Source organism: Stutzerimonas sp. S1 (assembly GCF_025966695.1).
Taxonomy (GTDB): Bacteria; Pseudomonadota; Gammaproteobacteria; order Pseudomonadales; family Pseudomonadaceae; genus Stutzerimonas.
Window position 1 is genome coordinate 387,953 of record NZ_JAOEIY010000003.1, and the last position, 19,204, is coordinate 407,156.

At 62.1% G+C, this 19,204-nt stretch carries 14 protein-coding genes; 4 read left to right on the forward strand and 10 right to left on the reverse strand.

Going from position 1 to position 19,204, the window contains the following annotated elements; all coding sequences use genetic code 11:
- Position 1 precedes the first annotated feature (1 nt).
- The 9 genes from N8H22_RS08615 to N8H22_RS08655 form a co-directional block, all read right to left on the reverse strand.
- A complete protein-coding gene (locus N8H22_RS08615) occupies positions 2-697 on the reverse strand; it encodes a CoA transferase subunit A (RefSeq protein WP_165595309.1) in 696 nt (231 codons plus the stop codon).
- Between the two features lie 83 nt (positions 698-780).
- Entirely contained in the window at positions 781-1,680 is a 900-nt protein-coding gene (locus tag N8H22_RS08620) for a hydroxymethylglutaryl-CoA lyase (RefSeq protein ID WP_264590155.1), read from the reverse strand.
- Positions 1,681-1,871: 191 nt separating this feature from the next.
- Positions 1,872-3,782, reverse strand: coding sequence for an acetyl/propionyl/methylcrotonyl-CoA carboxylase subunit alpha (locus N8H22_RS08625; RefSeq protein ID WP_264590156.1), 1,911 nt, complete (start codon positions 3,780-3,782; stop codon positions 1,872-1,874).
- Positions 3,782-4,579, reverse strand: coding sequence for a gamma-carboxygeranoyl-CoA hydratase (locus tag N8H22_RS08630; RefSeq protein ID WP_264590157.1), 798 nt, complete (start codon positions 4,577-4,579; stop codon positions 3,782-3,784). The genes N8H22_RS08625 and N8H22_RS08630 overlap by 1 nt, the downstream gene beginning before the upstream one ends.
- Before the next feature lie 57 nt (positions 4,580-4,636).
- Positions 4,637-6,244, reverse strand: a complete 1,608-nt coding sequence (locus N8H22_RS08635; protein ID WP_264590158.1) for a carboxyl transferase domain-containing protein — start codon at positions 6,242-6,244, stop codon at positions 4,637-4,639.
- A gap of 211 nt (positions 6,245-6,455) precedes the next feature.
- Positions 6,456-7,637 carry an isovaleryl-CoA dehydrogenase gene (locus tag N8H22_RS08640; protein ID WP_264590159.1) on the reverse strand — a complete coding sequence of 394 codons (1,182 nt, stop codon included), beginning with the start codon at positions 7,635-7,637 and terminating at the stop codon, positions 6,456-6,458.
- Positions 7,634-8,056: a MerR family DNA-binding transcriptional regulator gene (locus N8H22_RS08645; protein ID WP_264590160.1), complete on the reverse strand. Its 423-nt coding sequence runs from the start codon at positions 8,054-8,056 to the stop codon at positions 7,634-7,636. Before N8H22_RS08645 ends, N8H22_RS08640 begins: the two co-directional genes overlap by 4 nt.
- Before the next feature lie 128 nt (positions 8,057-8,184).
- Positions 8,185-11,748, reverse strand: coding sequence for an indolepyruvate ferredoxin oxidoreductase family protein (locus tag N8H22_RS08650; protein ID WP_264590161.1), 3,564 nt, complete (start codon positions 11,746-11,748; stop codon positions 8,185-8,187).
- Positions 11,749-11,987: 239 nt separating this feature from the next.
- The gene (locus N8H22_RS08655) at positions 11,988-12,530 is read right to left on the reverse strand and encodes a glutathione peroxidase (RefSeq protein WP_003288900.1); all 543 of its coding nucleotides are present in this window, start codon (positions 12,528-12,530) and stop codon (positions 11,988-11,990) included.
- Between the two features lie 259 nt (positions 12,531-12,789).
- On the opposite strand from N8H22_RS08655, the gene N8H22_RS08660 reads away from it, so the two are divergent.
- Together N8H22_RS08660 and N8H22_RS08665 are read left to right on the forward strand one after the other, a co-directional pair.
- The gene (locus tag N8H22_RS08660; RefSeq protein ID WP_003288901.1) at positions 12,790-13,716 is read left to right on the forward strand and encodes a zinc-binding dehydrogenase; all 927 of its coding nucleotides are present in this window, start codon (positions 12,790-12,792) and stop codon (positions 13,714-13,716) included.
- Between the two features lie 197 nt (positions 13,717-13,913).
- Positions 13,914-14,693: a hypothetical protein gene (locus tag N8H22_RS08665; protein WP_264590162.1), complete on the forward strand. Its 780-nt coding sequence runs from the start codon at positions 13,914-13,916 to the stop codon at positions 14,691-14,693.
- Positions 14,694-14,830: 137 nt separating this feature from the next.
- Here N8H22_RS08665 and N8H22_RS08670 read toward each other — a convergent pair whose 3' ends face one another.
- Positions 14,831-15,451, reverse strand: a complete 621-nt coding sequence (locus N8H22_RS08670) for a TetR/AcrR family transcriptional regulator (protein ID WP_003288903.1) — start codon at positions 15,449-15,451, stop codon at positions 14,831-14,833.
- A gap of 414 nt (positions 15,452-15,865) precedes the next feature.
- Between N8H22_RS08670 and N8H22_RS08675 the strand changes: the two genes are divergently transcribed.
- Together N8H22_RS08675 and N8H22_RS08680 are read left to right on the forward strand one after the other, a co-directional pair.
- Positions 15,866-17,500: a GMC family oxidoreductase N-terminal domain-containing protein gene (locus tag N8H22_RS08675; protein WP_264590163.1), complete on the forward strand. Its 1,635-nt coding sequence runs from the start codon at positions 15,866-15,868 to the stop codon at positions 17,498-17,500.
- The gene (locus N8H22_RS08680) at positions 17,497-18,987 is read left to right on the forward strand and encodes an aldehyde dehydrogenase family protein (protein WP_264590164.1); all 1,491 of its coding nucleotides are present in this window, start codon (positions 17,497-17,499) and stop codon (positions 18,985-18,987) included. Before N8H22_RS08675 ends, N8H22_RS08680 begins: the two co-directional genes overlap by 4 nt.
- Positions 18,988-19,204 lie beyond the last annotated feature (217 nt).

The window sequence follows — 19,204 nt, forward strand, 5'->3', positions numbered from 1 at the left end:
CTCAGCTCCTCACCGTGCGTTTTTCGATGCGTTTTTCCGGGTTCGGGTTGTGCACGATGCGTTGCACGTAGATACCCGGCAGGTGGATCTGGTCCGGGTCCAGCTCGCCGGTTTCGACGATCTCCTCGACCTCGACGACGCAGACCTTGCCGGCCATCGCCGCCAGCGGGTTGAAGTTGCGCGCGGTCTTGCGGAACAGCAGGTTGCCGGCCTTGTCGGCCTTCCACGCCTTGACCAGCGCGATATCGGCGGTCAGCGATTCCTCCATCACGTACCACTCGCCGTTGAACTGGCGGGTTTCCTTGCCTTCGGCGACCAGCGTGCCGTAGCCGGTCCTGGTGTAGAACGCCGGAATGCCCGCGCCGCCGGCGCGCAGCTTCTCGGCCAGGGTGCCCTGCGGGGTGAATTCCAGCTGCAGCTCGCCGGCCAGGTACTGGCGCTCGAACTCCTTGTTCTCGCCCACGTAGGAGGAAATCATCTTGCTGATCTGCCGCGTTTCCAGCAGCAGGCCGAGGCCGAAGCCGTCGACGCCGGCGTTGTTGCTGATGGCGGTAAGGTTCTTCTTCCCGGAGTCGCGCAAGGCAGCGATCAACGCTTCGGGGATGCCGCACAGGCCAAAGCCGCCGACGGCCAGCGTCATGCCGTCCTCGACCAGGCCTTCCAGGGCGTGGGCGGCGCTGGGGTAGAGCTTGTTCATGAAATACCTCTACTTATTGTTGTGTCCGTGCCCGCGGCTGAACCGGCCACGGGGTGAATGCGTCAATGCAACAACGATGCCGATCAGCCTGCATGGCGGGCGCGTGCCACCCGCGAGCCGTTGACGCGGCCCAGCACGCGGCTGATGCGGTCGCCGGCGGCGATCAGCGCATCGAGGTCGATGCCGGTGGCTATGTCCAGACCGTTGAACATGTACAGCACGTCTTCGCTGGCGACATTGCCGCTGGCGCCTTTGGCGTAGGGGCAACCGCCGAGGCCGGCGACCGAGCTGTCGAACACCGCGATGCCTTCCAAGAGGCTCGCATAGATATTCGCCAGCGCCTGGCCGTAGGTGTCGTGGAAATGCCCGGCCAACCGTTCGCGCGGCACTTCACGAGCCACGGTATCGAACAGGGTGCGGGTCTTGCCCGGTGTGCCGGTGCCGATGGTGTCGCCCAGGGAAACCTCGTAGCAGCCCATGGCATACAGCTCGCGGGCGACTTCGGCGACCTTGGCTGGCGCCACTTCACCTTCGTAGGGGCAGCCGAGCACGCAGGAAACGTAGCCACGCACGCGAATGTCGTGCTCGCGGGCAGCCTCCATCAACGGCGCGAAGCGTGCCAGGCTCTCGGCGATGGAGCAGTTGATGTTCTTCTGCGAGAAGGCTTCGGAGGCCGCACCGAACACCGCGACTTCCTTCACGCCGGCCTCGATGGCCGCTTCCAGGCCCTTCATGTTCGGCGTCAGCGCCGCGTAAGTGACCCCGGCCTTGCGCTGGATCTGCGCGAAGACTTCGGCGGAGCCGGCCATCTGCGGCACCCACTTGGGCGAGACGAAGCTGCCGACTTCGATATAGGACAGCCCGGCGGCGCTCAGGTCGTCCACCAGGCGCACCTTGTCCGCCACGCTGATCGGCTGCTGCTCGTTCTGCAGGCCGTCACGCGGGCCGACTTCCACCAGCCGGACTTGTTTGGGCAGGCTCATATGTCCTCCAGAGGGCGAATGCTTAGCGAGCCTTCACCCGTGTCGTTGAATTGTGGCGCTGCTGGTGGGCTAAAGCCCACCCTACAAAATCTGCACGCCTTCACCGTAGGGTGAGCATCAGCCCACCGATGTCGCCGCAGGCTGACCGAAAGTGCTCCGGCACTGCTGGGGGCTAAAGCCCACCCTACGGATCAAGCCTCTTCCATCTCCAGCAGCACCGCGCCTTCGCTGACCATTTCGCCTTCGCTGCAGAACAGGCTCTTGATCACGCCTGCCTGGGCGCTGCGGATGCTGTGTTCCATCTTCATCGCTTCCAGCACGATCAGCGCGGTGCCGGCTTCGACATGCTGACCGGCCTCCACCAGTACACGCACGATGCTGCCGTTCATCGGTGCGGTCAGGCCGCCGTGATGCTGGTGGCTGGCTTCGGCTTCGGCGATGGGGTCGAAGGCGCGCACGGCCAGCCATTCGCCGTTCCACTGCAGATACAGCGCATCGCCCTGGCGGATCGCCTTGGGCGTGCGGACGTTTGGCTGCTGCGCTGCCGGATCGACCTTCAGTCGGCGGCTTTCGCCATTGCACTGCAGATGCAGGCTGATCTGCGCCGGCATGCCGAAGCGCAATCCGTCGCGTTTGGACCACGGCGAATGGGCATCGTCGTCGCGAACGGTGGTCGGCTCGCTCTGCACGAAGCACTCGGCAGCCTGTTGCCAGAAGGCATCGGACAGTTCGCCGGCCGGACGCAGCAGTTCGCTTTCGTGGCGCGGGATAAAGCCGGTATCCAGCTCGGCCTCGGCAAAGGCGCGATGGCCGACGACGCGGCGCAGGAACGCGAGGTTGGTGCGCACGCCGCCGACGGCGGTCTCGTCGAGCATGGCCAATAGGCGCAGGCGCGCTTCCTCGCGGTTCTCTCCCCAGGCGATCAGCTTGCCGAGCATCGGATCGTAGAACGGCGACACGGTATCGCCCTCGGCGACGCCGCTGTCGACGCGACGGCCCGGACCATCCGCGGCCTCACGGTAGAGCTCGAGGGTGCCGGTGGCGGGGAGGAAATCGTTGCCCGGGTCTTCGGCGTACAGCCGTACCTCGATGGCATGGCCGATCAGCGGCACCTGTTGCTGACGAATCGGCAGCGGCTCGCCGCGGGCGACGCGAATCTGCCAGGCGACCAGGTCGAGGCCGGTGATGGCCTCCGTGACCGGGTGTTCGACCTGCAGACGGGTGTTCATTTCCATGAAGAAGAATTCGCCACGGGCATCCAGCAGGAATTCCACGGTGCCGGCGCCGACGTAGCCGATGGCCTTGGCCGCCTTCACCGCGGCTTCGCCCATGGCGCGGCGCAGCTCGGGGGACAGGCCGGGGGCAGGGGCCTCTTCGACCACCTTCTGATGGCGGCGCTGGATCGAGCAGTCGCGCTCGTTGAGGTACAGGCAGTTGCCGTGCTGGTCGGCGAAGACCTGGATTTCCACATGGCGCGGCTTGAGCACGTATTTCTCGACCAGCATGCGCGAGTCGCCGAACGACGACTGCGCCTCACGCTGGGCGGACGCCAGCGCTTCGGCTAGATCGGCCTCGCGCTCGACCACCTTCATGCCCTTGCCGCCACCGCCGGCGGTGGCCTTGAGCAGCACCGGGTAGGCGATGGTCTCGGCGGCGGCGCGGAAGGTTTCGTAGTCCTGGGCCTGGCCGTGATACCCCGGCACCAGCGGCACGCCGGCTTCTTCCATCAGCGCCTTGGCGGCGGACTTGCTGCCCATGGCGTCGATGGCGGAGGCGGGTGGGCCGAGGAAGATCAAACCGGCCTGTTCGATGGCGCGAGCGAACTCGGCGTTCTCCGAAAGAAAGCCGTAGCCCGGGTGGATCGCCTGGGCACCGCTGGCGCGGGCTGCTTCGATCAGCTTGTCGATGCGCAGGTAGCTGTCGGCCGGCTTGGCGCCGCCCAGGTCGATGCAGATGTCGGCTTCGCGGGCGTGGCGCGCCGTGGCGTCGATGGCGCTGTGCACCGCAACGGTGGTCAGGCCCATGGCCTTGGCGGTGCGCATCACGCGGCAGGCGATCTCGCCGCGGTTGGCGACCAGCAGGGTATCGATATGGCGATTCATCACTTCTTCTCCTGCCAGGCGGGCGTGCGTTTTTCCAGAAAGGCGCTCAGGCCTTCCTGACCTTCCGGGCTGGTGCGCAGGTGCGCGATGGCCTGTTCGGTGGTCTGGCGCAGGTCGGCGCTGAAATCGCCGTCGCCCACTTCCAGCAGCAGGTCCTTGCAGGCCTTGAGCGCCTGCGGGCTGTTGAGCAGCAGGTTGTCGACCCATTGCTCGAGCGCGGCGTCCAGTTCACTGGCCGGGTAGGTCTCGGCGAGCAGGCCCAGTTCGCGGGCGCGCTGGCCGTCGAAGCGTTCGGCGGTCAGCGCGTAGCGGCGGGCGGCGCGCTCGCCGATGGCCTTGACCACGAACGGGCTGATCACCGCCGGGGCCAGGCCGATGCGGACTTCCGACAGGCAGAACAGCGCGTCGCTGGCGCCGATGGCCATGTCGCAGCAGGCGATCAGCCCCAGCGCGCCGCCGAAGGCCGCGCCCTGCACCACGGCCAGGGTCGGCTGCGGCAGCTGGTAGAGGCGCTGCATCAGCTCGCCGAGTTCATGGGCGTCGGCGAGATTGGCCTGATAGTCGAGCTTGGCCGACTCGCGCATCCAGCCGAGATCGGCGCCGGCGGAGAAATGCTTGCCGCGCCCGCGCAGGATCAGGAAGCGGATGCCCGCATCGTCCTGCACCTGGGCCAGCGCCGCGTTCAGTTCGCCGATCACCCGGGCGTCGAAGGCGTTGTTCTTGTCCGCGCGGTCGAGCCAGAGGGTGGCCACGCCGCGCGCGTCTTTGTTCAGTTCGATGGTCTGGAAATCGGTCATCTCGGCATCCTCGATGGGACTGCAGTCGCCGGCGCGCTTGGCTGCCGGCGGCTTGGATTACATGCGGAACACGCCGAAGCGGGTCGGCTCGATCGGCGCGTTCAGCGCGGCGGACAGTGCCAGCCCCAGCACCTCGCGGGTCTGTGCCGGGTCGATCACGCCGTCGTCCCACAGTCGCGCGCTGGAGTAGTACGGATGGCCCTGGCGCTCGTACTGCTCGAGGATCGGCTGCTTGATCGCCGCCACCTCATCGTCGCCGAGACTCTTGCCGGCGCGTTCGCTCTGTTCCTGCTTGACCTGGGCGAGTACCCTGGCGGCCTGTTCGCCGCCCATCACGGCGATGCGTGCGTTGGGCCACATCCAGAGGAAGCGCGGGTCGTAGGCGCGACCGCACATGCCGTAGTTGCCGGCACCGAAGCTGCCACCGATGAGCACGGTGAACTTCGGCACCTGGGCGCAGGCCACTGCGGTGACCAGCTTGGCGCCGTGCTTGGCGATGCCGCCAGCCTCGTATTTCTGCCCGACCATGAAGCCGGTGATGTTCTGCAGGAACAGCAGCGGAATGCCGCGCTGGCAGGCCAGCTCGATGAAGTGCGCGCCTTTCTGCGCCGCCTCGGCGAAGAGGATGCCGTTGTTGGCGAGGATGGCGATCGGGTAGCCGTGCAGATGGGCGAAGCCGCAGACCAGGGTGGTGCCGAACAGCGCCTTGAATTCATCGAACTCACTGCCGTCCACCAGCCGCGCGATCACCTCGCGCACGTCATAGGGCTGCTTGGCCTGCGCCGGGATCACGCCGTACAGCTCGTCGGCGGCATACAGCGGTGCGCGCGGTTCGCGGGTCTGCAGCTGACCGAGCTTGCGCCAGTTGAGGTTGGCCACGCAGCGGCGGGCGATGGAAAGGGCGTGCTCGTCGTTCTCGGCGTAGTGGTCGGCGACGCCCGAGGTCTTGCAGTGCACGTCGGCGCCGCCCAGCTCCTCGGCGGTTACCACTTCGCCGGTGGCAGCCTTCACCAGCGGCGGGCCGGCGAGAAAGATGGTCGCCTGGTTGCGCACCATGATGGTTTCGTCGGCCATCGCCGGCACATAGGCGCCGCCGGCAGTGCAGGAGCCCATCACCACAGCGATCTGCGGGATGCCCATGGCGCTCATGTTGGCCTGGTTGAAGAAGATGCGGCCGAAGTGCTCGCGGTCCGGGAACACCTCGTCCTGGCGCGGCAGGTTGGCGCCGCCGGAGTCCACCAGGTAGATGCAGGGCAGGCGGTTCTCGCGGGCGACGGTCTGCGCGCGCAGGTGCTTCTTCACCGTCAGCGGGTAGTAGGTGCCGCCTTTCACGGTGGCGTCGTTGGCGATGATCATGCACTCGACGCCTTCGACCCGGCCGATGCCGGCCACCAACCCGGCCGCTGGAACCTCTTCGCCGTAAACCTCGTAAGCCGCCAGTTGGCTGATTTCGAGAAACGGCGAGCCAGCGTCGAGCAAGCGGTTGATGCGCTCGCGCACCAAGAGCTTGCCGCGCGAGACGTGGCGCTGCTGGGCGGTGGCACCGCCGCCTTCGCTGACGCGGCCGAGCAGGGCGCGCAGGTTGTTCACCTGTTCGAGCATTGCCGCGCTATTGGCGGCGAACTCAGGCGAACGGGTATTGATCTGGGTGTGCAGGACGGCCATCGCTTGGCTCCGGTTCAATCCGTAGGGGGGATGACGCTTTATTCATCCACCGGCTCTGGTGGAAAACGCTTCGCGGTTTTCCACCCTACGAGTGTGTTTATTTCGTTTCGCTGAACAGTTTCGTAGGGTGGGCTTCAGCCCACCGCATTACGGGCCTGGTGGGCTGAAGCGGAAACGCCGCCCGGCCCGCCCTACTTACTTGCATCCGCTCTTATTTGGTTTCATTAAACAGCTCGCGACCAATCAGCATCCGACGAATTTCGCTGGTGCCCGCGCCGATTTCGTATAGTTTCGCGTCACGCCATAGGCGTCCGACTGGGAATTCGTTGATGTAGCCGTTGCCGCCCAAAATCTGGATCGCTTCACCGGCAAGCCAAGTCGCCTTTTCAGCCGCGTAAAGGATGACGCCGGCACAGTCCTTGCGAACCTGGCGAACATGACCGCTGCCCTGCGCATCGAGGTGCTTGCCCACGGCGTACAGATAGGCGCGGCATGCCTGCTGAGTGGTGTACATGTCGGCAACCTTGCCTTGGATCAGTTGAAACTCGCCGATGCTTTGGCCGAACTGCTTGCGGTCGTGGATGTAGGGGATGACCACATCCATTGCCGCCTGCATCAGGCCCAGTGGTCCGCCGCTGAGTACCGCACGCTCGTAGTCGAGGCCGCTCATCAGCACCTTGACGCCTTCGCCGACACCGCCCAGTACGTTCTCTTCCGGCACCTCGACATCCTGAAACACCAGTTCGCCAGTGTGCGAGCCGCGCATGCCGAGCTTGTCGAGCTTCTGCGCAACCGAGAAGCCGGGTGCGCCTTTCTCGAGAATGAAAGCGGTCATGCCCTTGGGGCCGGCAGCCAGATCGGTTTTGGCGTAGACCACCAGCACATCGCAATCGGGGCCGTTAGTGATCCACATCTTGGTGCCGTTGAGCACGTAGCGGTCGCCTTTCTTATCCGCGCGCAGCTTCATCGAAACCACGTCGGAACCGGCGTTGGGTTCGCTCATGGCCAGCGCGCCGATGTGCTCTCCTGAAATCAGCTTGGGTAGAAACTTGCGCTTTTGCGCCTCGCTGCCGTTGCGGTTGATCTGGTTGACACAGAGGTTGGAGTGGGCGCCGTAGGACAAGCCGATGCCACCAGCGGCGCGCGATATTTCTTCCATGGCGATCATGTGAGCCAGGTAACCCATGCCGGAGCCGCCGTATTCTTCTGAAACGGTCAGACCAAGCAGACCCATGTCGCCAAACTTGCGCCAAAGGTCCATTGGGAATTGATCGATACGGTCCGCCTCCTCGGCACGCGGGGAGATTTCCTTTGCAGCGAAACCGGCAACGGAATCGCGCAACATGTCGATTTCCTCACCGAGGAAAAAATTTAATCCGGGCAAGCCACTCATGGTCCAGCTCTCCTGTTGTCATTGTTGGTTTCTTTGGAAACGCCGCTGGCTCGCTCCAGTGCCAACCGGCAGCGTTGTTCCGCAAGGTCTAGTTCCGCCTGCATCTTTTGAATGTCCATCACCTGCTGATCGAGCTGCTGACGCCTGCTTGAAATCGTTTCCAGCAATCGGCTCAGCTGCATGCTGTTGCCGCCGGCTGGGTCGTACATGCTGATCAATTCCTTGCATTCGGCCAGCGACAGTCCAATGCGCTTGCCACGCATGATCAGCTCGAGCGTTACCCGATCGCGCAGCGAGTAGAGGCGCTTCTGACCGAGTCGCTCGGGCAGCAGCAATCCCTGCTCCTCGTAGAAGCGAATGGCACGCGTGGTCACCTTCATCTCGCGAGCAAGTTCGGAAATGCTGTAGATGTTGGACATGTCCACTCGTGACACCTCTCCTTCACGTTAACGTCCGACTGGGCCCGTCGAAAAAAGCTTGTTTCAGGCCCGTCAGGTTTGTGTCACTAGCTGTTGCATCACCCAGCCTTCATTGAAGGCCGGATGCATCAGAGCTGAACGGCGTCAATGCGTTTCGATGTTCCGGTCTGGCTCGCGTCGTAGAAACTGGAGCCCGATCGCAGTTGCTCAAGTAGCTGCGCTTTTTTGCTCTCGGCATGCGAGAGGTAGCGTTCCTTCACCGGGCCGTAACCGCGTACCGCATCTGGCAGCTCGGCCAGTTTCACAGCCAGACCGAGGTTGTCCGCCGTTACCGCAGTCAGGAGTTCGTCGAGCAGCTCTTCGTAATTTTGCAGCCAATGCCGCTCGACCTTGCGCTCCTGGGTGTAGCCGAAAGGATCGAGCCAGGTGTTGCGCATGAATTTCAGCTTGGCCAGCAGCTTGAAACCCTTGAGCATCCAGGGGCCGAAGCTCTTCTTGGCTGGCTCAGTGCCGGACTCGGCCTTGTTGAGCACAGGCGGCGCGAGGTGAAAACGCAGGCTGTAATCGCCTTCGAATGTCGCCTCGATCTTTTTCAGGAAGTCGCCATTGGTGAACAGTCGCGCCACTTCATACTCGTCCTTGATCGCCAGGACCTTGAAATAGTAGCGGGCCACCGCTGCTGTGAGCGCGCCAGGCTGGCCGACGAGCGCCGTTTCCTTGGTGCTGAATTGCTCGACGCGATCCAGATAACGCTTGGCCAGTGCCGCGTTCTGGTAGTCGGTGAGATAGCTGCTACGCCGTTCAATGGACTCCTCCAGCGACTGCGAGAGTTGCTGATCGCGGTTCTGGAGCTTGCCGGCCTCCAATTTGTATTGCACGCGCAGCAGATCGACCGCTGCGCGACGGCCCCAGACGAAGGCGTTGCGGTTGAATTCTACGGCTGTGCCGTTCAATTCGATTGCCTGCATAAGGGCCGCTTCGCCCACCGGCAGCCAGCCTTTCTGATAGGCGTAACCCAGCATGAACGTGTTGGTCGCGATCGAGTCGCCCATCAGCGCAGTGGCGAGCTTGCTGGCGTCTACGAACGTCGCCTGGCCGTCGCCTACGGCTTCGCGAATTTGTGCTGCCATATTGGCAGTCTGGAAGCGCGGGTCCGGGTGTGCTTCGAGGTCGCCGCTTTCCGCCTGCAAGGCAAAGGTACGGACAAATGCGCTGGTGATGCTTTCTTCACTGTTAATCACTGCGTGGGTCACGCCCTGGCGCATCTTCGACAACGTCTCTGTATTGGCGCTGACCACCAGATCGCAGCCCAGTAGCAGGCTAGCTTCGCCCTCGGCGATGCGCGGGGCGAAAAGCTGATCCTGCTGAGCGGCAATGCGGATATGCGACCACACCGCACCTCCTTTCTGCGCCATGCCGGCCATGTCGAGGTTCAGCGCGCCCTTGCCTTCGATGAAGGCAGCCATGCCGAGCAGGGCGCCGATAGTGACCACGCCAGTTCCACCAACGCCAGTGACCAGAATGCTATAGGGCTCATCCAGCGCCAGTGGGGCGGGCTGTGGCAGCTCCCAGTGGTCCTCGGGGTTTTCCGCCAATGCCTTGGGCTTGCGCAGCTTGCCGCCTTCGACCGTGACGAAGCTCGGGCAGAAGCCAGACAGACAGGTGAAGTCCTTGTTGCAGGAGGACTGGTCGATTTCGCGCTTGCGCCCGAATTCGGTTTCCACCGCGACCACGGACATGCAGTTGGATTTGCTGCTGCAGTCGCCGCAGCCTTCACAGACGGCCTCGTTGATCACCACCCGGCGCGCAGGGTCCGGAAACTTGCCGCGCTTGCGCCGGCGCCGTTTCTCGGCGGCGCAGGTCTGGTCGTAAATGATGGCCGAGACGCCGCTGAACTCGCGCATCTCGTTCTGCACGTCGTCCATGTGGTCTCTGCGATACACCGGAACGCCAGGGGCGAGGTCTTTTACATGCTCGTATTTGTCCGTGTCGTCGCTGACCACCACAATTTTGGTCACGCCCTCTGCGGCCAACTGACGCGAAATCTGCGACACGCTGAGAGTACCGTCGACAGGCTGGCCACCGGTCATCGCTACCGCGTCGTTGTAAAGAATCTTATAGGTGATCGATACCTTGGCAGCCACAGCCGCGCGGATCGCCAGCAGCCCGGAGTGGAAGTAGGTGCCGTCGCCGAGATTGGCGAACACATGCTTGGTCGCAGTGAAGGGCGCCTGGCCGACCCACGCTACGCCTTCGCCACCCATCTGGCTGAATGTCTGGGTTTGCGGGTAAATCCAGGCCGCCATGTAGTGGCAACCGATCCCCGCCAGCGCTCGGCTGCCTTCGGGAACCTTGGTCGAGGTGTTGTGCGGGCAGCCGGAGCAGTAGTGAGGTACGCGATCCATCAGGTTGACCAAGTGGCCCTTGCTGCACAGTTGCGCTTCCAGGACAGCCAGGCGGACCTGCAACTCACCGCCCTGATAGACCCGCAATATCCGCCGCGCCAGCGCACGGGCAATCTGCGCGGGCGTGAGCTCGCCGATGGCCGGCAGCAACCAGTCGGTATGTGGCCTGGCCCATTCGCCTTTGTCGTCGAACTTGCCGACGATGACGGGGCGCACATCCTCGCGCCAGTTGTAGAGTTCTTCCTTGAGCTGGTACTCGATCATGTGGCGCTTTTCTTCGACCACCACGATTTCTTCCAGGCCCTCGGCAAACTGCCGCACGCCTTCGGCCTCGAGCGGCCAGATCATTCCTACCTTGTAGATGCGCAGCCCGATTTGTTGAGCGAGCGCGTCGTCGATGCCAAGAATCTTTAGCGCCTGGCACACGTCGAGATACGATTTGCCAGAAGTGATGATGCCCAGGCGCGCCTTGGACGAATCGACAACGATACGGTCGAGGCGGTTGGCGCGGGCGTAGGCTAGCGCGGCGTAAACCTTATGCTCGAATAGCCGCTTTTCCTGATCCAGCGGCGGGTCCGGCCAGCGGATGTTCACGCCGCCTTCCGGCATCGGCACGTCGGGGATGATCGGCTGCACGCGATGAGGATCGACGTCGACGATGGCGGCGCTTTCTACGGTGTCGGCCACCGCCTTGAGCGCAACCCAGCAACCGGAAAAGCGCGACATGGCCCAGCCATGCATGCCGTAGTCCAAGTATTCCTGCACGCCAGATGGTGCCAGCACTGGCATCATGACGGCTTTGAAGATGTGTTCGGTCTGGTGCGGCAGGGATGAAGACTTGGCTCCGTGGTCGTCACCGGCAATCGCCAGCACGCCGCCAAAACGTGAGGTGCCTGCGGCATTGGCGTGGCGGAACACGTCGCCACAGCGGTCGACGCCCGGACCCTTGCCGTACCACATGCCGAACACGCCGTCGTACTTGGCGCCTTCGAAGATGTTGACCTGCTGGGTGCCCCACAGCGAGGTGGCCGCCAGGTCTTCGTTGACGCCTGGCTGGAAGTGAACGTGGTGTTCCTTCAGATGGTCACGAGCCTTCCATAGCGCCTGATCGAACCCGCCAAGGGGCGAGCCGCGATAGCCAGAGATGAAGCCTGCAGTATTGAGCCCATTCTCAAGGTCGCGCTGACGCTGCATTAACGGCAGACGCACCAGCGCCTGGATGCCCGTCATTAGGACTTTGCCGGTCTGCTGAACGTACTTGTCGTCCAGCGATGGGGTTTTGCTCACGGCCAACCTCCAGATTGTTCTTGTCTACGCGGCACATGGCGGCGCGAATGATTTGAACAGATTATCTGTTTACGTGTAAATATCGTAAAACGATAAAATCGGCTATCTGGTATCAGATAAACAGATATCAGGAGACGCAGGAGAGGGGAGATAACGAAGCCGCAGGGATGGAGCGATTGGCTGAGCGGAATCGCCTGGATAACGAGCGACCGCCGTTGCGGCGATCACCCAATTCGCTATTACTTGGCCAGTTCGGCTTCTATCGTCTGTTGCAGGCGTGGGTCATCCGGGCTGACATCCGGCGAGAAACGCGCCACCACCTGGCCGTTGCGACCGATGACGAACTTCTCGAAGTTCCAGAGCACCTCCGGGGCAGCGTTGGTCTGGATGCCATAACCGGCGAGCCGCTCTCGCATGGGACCTTCACCGGTAGCGTCTGGCTTGGCGGCGGTCAATTCCCCATAGAGCGGATGACGATCCTCGCCGGCGACAGACACCTTGGCGAAAAGCGGGAACTGCACGTTATAGGTCAAGGTACAGAACTCCTTGATCTCCTGGTCGCTGCCCGGCTCCTGCTCCTTGAAATTATTGGCGGGGAACGCCAGCACCTCCAAGCCTTGTTCGCGCTTGTCTTCGTAGAGCTTTTCAAGCCCTTCGTACTGTGGCGTCAGCCCGCATTTGGACGCCACATTGACGACCAGCAATACCTTGCCTTTGTAGCGCTCCAGCGTAAGCGATTGGCCATCATTGGATTGCACCGGGATATCGAAGATTGAAGCCATGGATGTCCTCCTTCTGTTATGAAATTTTCAGCCTAGACGAAGATTACTGGAGAAAAGCAGAATAACGATACAAATTCACAAAAAGTGAACAGATTATCTGGTAGTCGAGTAGGTCACCGCTTTGTGGTCATTCGAGGGATAGTGCGAAGCCGGCGCCACGGTTCCATAACGGAATTATTGCTGGACAAAATACGTTAAAATGTTCAACTAATACCCTGGCTTCAACCCCGACAACAAGACAAACAAGAAGGAGATTCGCATGCGTGCAGCCATCATTTCCGAGCGCAATGCTCCACCGGTAGTAGGCGAGTTTCGCGAACCTGAGCCGCAGCAAGGCTCCGTCATGATTGACGTCGACACTGCCGGCCTGGGCGGTTGGGACGTGCTCGGCGCTTATCGACTCGGGGTCGAGTATCCCTGTGTGATTCGTGGCGAAGGTGTCGGTCGCGCGGAAGACGGCCGTCGAGTGTATTTCGGCGAGCGTTCGGTTTTGCCGTTCGGTGCCTGGGCCGAGCGCACGCTGGTACCGGCTGCGGAGGTCTGGAACGTTCCGGACGACGTAGATGACAAAACCGCGATCAGCATGGGTATCGCCGGGACCGGCGCCATCGTGCCGCTGGAAAAGGCGCAAATCCAGAAAGGCGAAAAAGTGCTCGTGCTCGGCGCTACCGGCACCCTTGGCCAGATCGCGCTGCAGCTGGCTCGTGGCATGGGCGCCGGAAAGGTCGTGGGTGCGGCACGCTCTGCCGAGGCACTGACGCGCTTGAAGTCGCGCGGCATCGCCGATGACGTGGTGACGTTGGGCGGCGCCGATGATGTTGCGGCACTGAAAGACGCAGGCGACGGTGGGTTCGACGTAGTGCTGGATCTGGTTTGCGGCCAACCCATGCTTAGCTCTTTGAAGGCTACCAACTGGGGCGCACGGATCATGACCATCGGCACCGGGGCAGGGCGCAAGCTCGATCTCGACATTGCCGATCTGCTGTTCCGTTCGCTGTCGTGCATTGGCACGGGCCAGCGCCCGCCCGCTGACCGCGAGCAAATCTGGCTGCGTCTGCTGAAGATCGCGAGGGAGCAGGAAATCCAGATCGACTACGTCGACTACACCCTCGACCAGGCCGCCGAGGCCTGGGCTGCGCAGGTGTCTGGCCCGCATGCGAAAATCACGGCGAGCGTGCGCCGCTGAGCCAATGTACGGCCGGCCGCCTCGCGCTAGCCGGCCGAGCATCGTGGTCTCTGGTTCGGCTTGATGGGTACGGCGGTGACGGGGCGCCCAGCTAGCCGGACTATGGCGGCGGCACTCGTGTACCAATCCGGCCCAATCCTGACCAGGGGCGCTGCCTGGCGGTCAGCTCGAAGCGGTGGAAAACTTAGGGAGCGACAATGGATATCCACAGGATGAATAGAGCGGCAATACTCATGTTGTTTTTGATTATTGCCGTGCCGGCTCAAGCCGGGCGCATACAGCAAGAGCTGCAGACGACCCAGGAACTCCGATCCCTGGCCTTTCTGACCTGCGCAAATGCATTGGTGTATTTCAATCAGAACGGAAGCCCCTACGAGTTGCGTAACAAGCAGGGCTATGAACAAAGAATCCTCCGCTTGCGAAGCCTGGCCAAAAGTCTGGGCGTTGCGGACGTTATAGATGAAGTGCAGCGCCTGCAAACACGCCTCGATGATACTGACGAGTTACCCCAAACCAGCGCGGCCCTACGCTCTACCGAACCCTCTTATTCACGTAGGTTGTTGCCGGTAATCGAGTCGCACGCACATCTGCAAGCCTTACTGGATGCCCATTACGCCCAGCTGCAGGATGACGAGCCTCTGGGTGAACTTGGAAAACTACACGCCATCAGCCGCGCTATGGGCGAATTGCTGGTGAACTATCAGATCGCGTCGTTCAATCGTCTTGGCGCCGAAACATGGATACTGAGAGACGAAAAAACCCATCAACTCGATCACGAAGTAATCGATGCGTTCGAGCGTTTGTCGGCCGGCCATCCGGCACTTGCCGAGGCGCTTGAGCATGCGGCACGCGAGTACTCGTTCGTCCGCGGCGTGATCCTCAAACAGGACGGAAATTGGGCGCCCAACGGGGCTGAACGCTATATGCGGTCGACGATTGCCGAAGTCGACCAAATCGCCAGAGGATTGCGCCAGTAACATTGCCTGCCGCTTCTGGTGTGGGATGTCCGGCGGCACGCGGTTCGCGTCTTTGTGCTTTTATTGTCCGGCGTCGGCGATCATCACTGCTACGGGGCATCGCGTGATTGCGAGCTGCGATGCCTTGGCCCGACAGGTCAGTCGGCGGCAGGCCAGGTGCCGTTGTTCATCAGGCTATCGAATGCTTCTGTCATTTTGTTGGCCGAACTAGGGTAGTCATGACGCACCCACCACAGCCATGTGCCGATCAGCGCGCCCACGAAGCTGCGCACCGCCACCTCTCCGCGCAATCCGCTGCACTCGTAGATGCCATGTTTGCGGTAGTGCTCGCGCACCAGAATCAGTAGCAAATTTTCCAGGTGAGCAAGAACGATCGCTTGTGAAGGACTGTTGAAGAATGAGGTGGTCAGGGCTGCATGCCGCTCGGTGGCGTTGAACAGCCATGCTGAAACATCGAGCACGATCCGTTTTTCCCCGGCGACATCGCAAGCGCGGGTTTGCGGCAGGCCGATGGACTCATAACCGGCCACCAGCAAGTCTTCCTTGTCACGAAAGTGTGCATAAAACGTCGAGCGTGCTACCCCGGTATGGCTGAGCAGTTCCTGCACCGAGATGTCCCGAAAATCCTTTTCCAACGCCAATCGATACATCCCGTCCAGAAGCAGCTCTCGGGTTCGCTGTGTGCGTAACGCGTGGCGCTTGCTGGCCATGTCGGGCTTGGTCGGTCGTTCCGGCACAGCAGAGATGTGCTGCTTCATCCTTTACCTCTGCGAAGTGTGTTTGTCGGTCGTGGCGCCAGTACCTGTAAGCGTAGCTGGCATGAGCATGGAGACTGGCACGTGCGCTTCACCGCGGACAAGGCTTGTTCGATTGAGCGAGCGCAACAGTCGTCCCTGTGCGGCGAAATCGAACAGATCGGGAATTCTGTCCGTTGTGGATTCTTCAGTCGAAACCTACCTTTCTCTCATCCCCAAGCACCGGGGTCTTGCAGATGGGCGTCGATCAAGCCGCTTCGGTTAGTTGTTGAGCGTTACCTGTTGAGCGGCTGAGGGCAGGGGGGCGGCCGGCTAATCGGCCAGCGAAGTGCTTGCTTCGGCAACGCCCCAATCCGTGAAATAGAACGCATCAAGCAGATCGCGACATTCAACCCATTCAGACGAAGAAGAATAACAATGAGCCAATCCTACGATTACATCATTGTCGGTGCCGGCTCTGCCGGCTGTGTGATGGCCAACCGGCTATCCGCCGACCCCAGCGCCTCGGTACTGCTCATCGAAAGCGGCCCCGACCACACCAGCCCATTGATCGCAATGCCGCGCGGCATCGGCAAACTGCTGATACCCGGAAACCCGCATGTTTACGACTACCAGGCCTCGCGCGGTGAAGGCATGGCCACCGAATTGTGGCTCAAGGGTAAGGCCATCGGCGGCTCCAGTTCGGTCAATGGCATGGTCTACGTGCGCGGCGCGCCGGCCGATTACGATGGCTGGGAAGCGCAGGGTTGCACCGGCTGGGGTTGGGCAGATATCGGCCGGCAGTTCGTCGCGCTGGAGGATCACCAGCTCGGCGCTTCCCAGTGGCGTGGCGCTGGCGGGCCGCTCAAGATCACGGTGCATCCTTCTGGCGATCCGCTGTGCGAAGCGATCATCAACGCTGCCGATACCCTTGGAACCGCTCGCGTCGAAGATACCAATCATGTAGATGCAGTCAGCCAGGGTGGTTTTGGATATCAGCCACAAACCACCTGGAAGGGTCAGCGTTTCAGTGCGGCCAAAGCCTTCCTCGATCCGGTTCGTGGCCGTCCCAACCTGACCGTGATGACTGGTACACACGTCCAGCGCATCGAGTTCCAGGAGCGTCGCGCGGTCGCCGTGCATGTGCGTGACAAGGATGGAGCTCAGCGTCTTGCGGTCAGCCGGGAAGTGGTGTTGTGCGCGGGCGCCATCGAGTCGCCGAAGCTGTTGCAGTTGTCCGGCATCGGGCCGGCAGAATTGTTGAAGCAGCATGGCATTGCGCTCGTGCAGGACTCACCAAACGTAGGTCGCAACCTGCGTGAGCACGTCTATATGGCGGTGCAGTATCGGGTTACCAGCGGCAGCCTGAATCACTGTTTCGCAGGCCTGGGCCTGCTGCGTTCGGTGGCGCAATATTTCTTCAGTAAAAAAGGCCCGATGACCCACGCCGCGCACGAGGCGGGCGGTTTCGTGAAGACCCGACCGGGTCTGGATCGCCCGGATGCGCAGATCGGCGTCAGCCTGTATTCCATGGACGGCGACGGCAAGACGGTGGTGATCGACAAGCAACCCGGCCTGACCATTGGCGGCTATTTCATGCATCCCCAGAGCCAGGGCGAAATCACCATTCAGTCGGCCGATCCAGCCGTGCCGCCGAAGATCGTCGCCAACTACCTCACCGCCGAGGCCGATCGGGTCGCCGCCATCTCGCTGCTGCGCTGGATTCGCCGTCTGGCTGCCGAGCCGGTGCTTAAATCATTCATCGTTCAGGAGCTGACGCCGGGACCGCAGGTGCAAAGCGATGAGGAAATCCTCGCCGCGTTCCGCCGTTTCGGCCAGACCGCTTTTCATGTTTCCGGCACCTGCCGGATGGGCGCGGACAGCGATTCGGTTCTCGATCTCGAGCTGAAGGTACGTGGGGTCGAGGGTGTCCGCGTCGTCGATACCTCGATCATGCCGAGCCTGGTCTCGGGCAACACCAATGCACCGGCGATGGTCATTGCCATGCGCGCCGCTGAAATCATCACTGGAACCGCTTTCACTGGCATAACCAAAGGAGCTGTAGCGGCATGAGCATTCCATTTACGCAGCTGAACAAGCTCTATATCGACGGCGCCTGGGTTTCGGCAAACGGTCCGGCCGAAGCCGTGCTCAACCCCGCCACCGAAGAGGTGATCGGCCAAGCGCCGGTGGGCGATAGCGCCAGTGCTGACGCCGCCATTGCCGCCGCGCGCCATGCGTTCGACAGAGGTCCATGGCCGTGGCTGAGCATGGCCGAACGTGCCAACTACATGCGTCGTATGCATAGCGCACTGGTGGCGCGCCGGGAGGAAATCGCCGCGCTGATCATCGCCGAGGTCGGTTGCGCGCAAGGTGTAACCTATGCGATGCAGGTCGATATGCCGCTGGCTCATGTGCTCACAGCCATCGACCAGTCGCTGCACGACGCGACGCAGCAGATTCCCGTGGAAGCAACGCCCAATCCGTTCAACCCGGGCGGGCCGATGATCCTTGGCAGCGGCAGCATCGAGCGCGAACCGATCGGCGTGGTTTCAGGCATCACCGGCTATAACTTCCCGTTTCTGCTCAATCTGGCGAAGATCTTCCCGGCGCTGCTGGCGGGCAATACGTTGGTGCTCAAACCGTCGCCGTTCACGCCTTATTCGGCACTGCTGTTCGGTGAAATTGCCGAGCAGGCCGGTTTACCCAAGGGTGTGCTGAATATTGTCACGGGTGGTGTCGAGGTCGGCAGCCTGCTGAGCAGCGATCCGCGGGTGGACATGGTCTCGTTCACCGGCTCCGAATCGGTGGGCGTGAGCATCATGTCTCAGGCTGCGCCGACGCTGAAGCGTGTGCACCTTGAACTGGGCGGTAAATCCGCCTTGATCGTGCGGCCGGATGCCGACATCCAGGGCACGGCCCTGGGCGCCATTGCCGGTCTGACGGTCAATGCCGGGCAAGGCTGCGCCTTGCTTACGCGCTTTCTGGTGCACAACTCCATCCGGGAGCAGTTTGTGCAAATGGCCAAGGCGGTGGCCAGCCAGATAAAGATTGGCAACCCGGCCGACCCGAGCGTGGTGATGGGTCCGCTGATTCGTGAATCGCAGCGGGCCAAGGTCGAGCATTTCGTTGCCAGTGGCCGCGATTCGGGTGCCACGCTGGTATGCGGTGGCGGTCGCCCGCAGGGCTTGGACAAAGGCTTCTTCAGCGACATCACCCTGTTCGATGATGTGCGCAACGACATGACCATCGCCCAAGAGGAAATCTTCGGGCCGGTGGGCGTGGTCATCGGTTTCGATACCGATGAAGAGGCCATCGCCATCGCCAACGATTCGCGCTATGGCCTCAATGGCGCGGTCGCCACGGCCGACGCCGCGGTTGCCTACCAAATGGCCCGACGCATCCGCGCGGGCAGCGTTTATATCAACGGGGGTGGCGGCAAGATGCCCTATGCGCCAATCGGCGGTTTCAAGCGGTCGGGCATCGGCCGCGAGTTCGGCCCGGATTGGCTGAAAGAGTTCACCCAGGAAAAATCCATCATTTATCCCATCGGGCGATAAGGCGTTCGGCAACACATGGCGCCGTTCATGGCGCCATCCCGATCGGTTTTCGATAGCTCATTAACGGCCCCTTGTGGGCCGTTTTTTTTTGCCCAGCAAACGGCTGCGCCCTCGCTGATCGTCCGTGGCGCTTGCAGGCATGAGTGATGCGTTTCAGCGATATCGCTTTGCATTTGAGCGATAGCCGGTTTCGTTGTGTCGCCGTGAGTCGTCCCGT

What these genes read in the sequence shown, in the direction of transcription:
- N8H22_RS08615 (WP_165595309.1), bottom strand. Translation starts at nt 697, where the DNA reads ATGAACAAGCTCTACCCCAGCGCCGCCCACGCCCTGGAAGGCCTGGTC.
- N8H22_RS08620 (WP_264590155.1), bottom strand. Translation starts at nt 1,680, where the DNA reads ATGAGCCTGCCCAAACAAGTCCGGCTGGTGGAAGTCGGCCCGCGTGAC.
- N8H22_RS08625 (WP_264590156.1), bottom strand. Translation starts at nt 3,782, where the DNA reads ATGAATCGCCATATCGATACCCTGCTGGTCGCCAACCGCGGCGAGATC.
- N8H22_RS08630 (WP_264590157.1), bottom strand. Translation starts at nt 4,579, where the DNA reads ATGACCGATTTCCAGACCATCGAACTGAACAAAGACGCGCGCGGCGTG.
- N8H22_RS08635 (WP_264590158.1), bottom strand. Translation starts at nt 6,244, where the DNA reads ATGGCCGTCCTGCACACCCAGATCAATACCCGTTCGCCTGAGTTCGCC.
- N8H22_RS08640 (WP_264590159.1), bottom strand. Translation starts at nt 7,637, where the DNA reads ATGAGTGGCTTGCCCGGATTAAATTTTTTCCTCGGTGAGGAAATCGAC.
- N8H22_RS08645 (WP_264590160.1), bottom strand. Translation starts at nt 8,056, where the DNA reads ATGTCCAACATCTACAGCATTTCCGAACTTGCTCGCGAGATGAAGGTG.
- N8H22_RS08655 (WP_003288900.1), bottom strand. Translation starts at nt 12,530, where the DNA reads ATGGCTTCAATCTTCGATATCCCGGTGCAATCCAATGATGGCCAATCG.
- N8H22_RS08660 (WP_003288901.1), top strand. Translation starts at nt 12,790, where the DNA reads ATGCGTGCAGCCATCATTTCCGAGCGCAATGCTCCACCGGTAGTAGGC.
- N8H22_RS08665 (WP_264590162.1), top strand. Translation starts at nt 13,914, where the DNA reads ATGGATATCCACAGGATGAATAGAGCGGCAATACTCATGTTGTTTTTG.
- N8H22_RS08670 (WP_003288903.1), bottom strand. Translation starts at nt 15,451, where the DNA reads ATGAAGCAGCACATCTCTGCTGTGCCGGAACGACCGACCAAGCCCGAC.
- N8H22_RS08675 (WP_264590163.1), top strand. Translation starts at nt 15,866, where the DNA reads ATGAGCCAATCCTACGATTACATCATTGTCGGTGCCGGCTCTGCCGGC.
- N8H22_RS08680 (WP_264590164.1), top strand. Translation starts at nt 17,497, where the DNA reads ATGAGCATTCCATTTACGCAGCTGAACAAGCTCTATATCGACGGCGCC.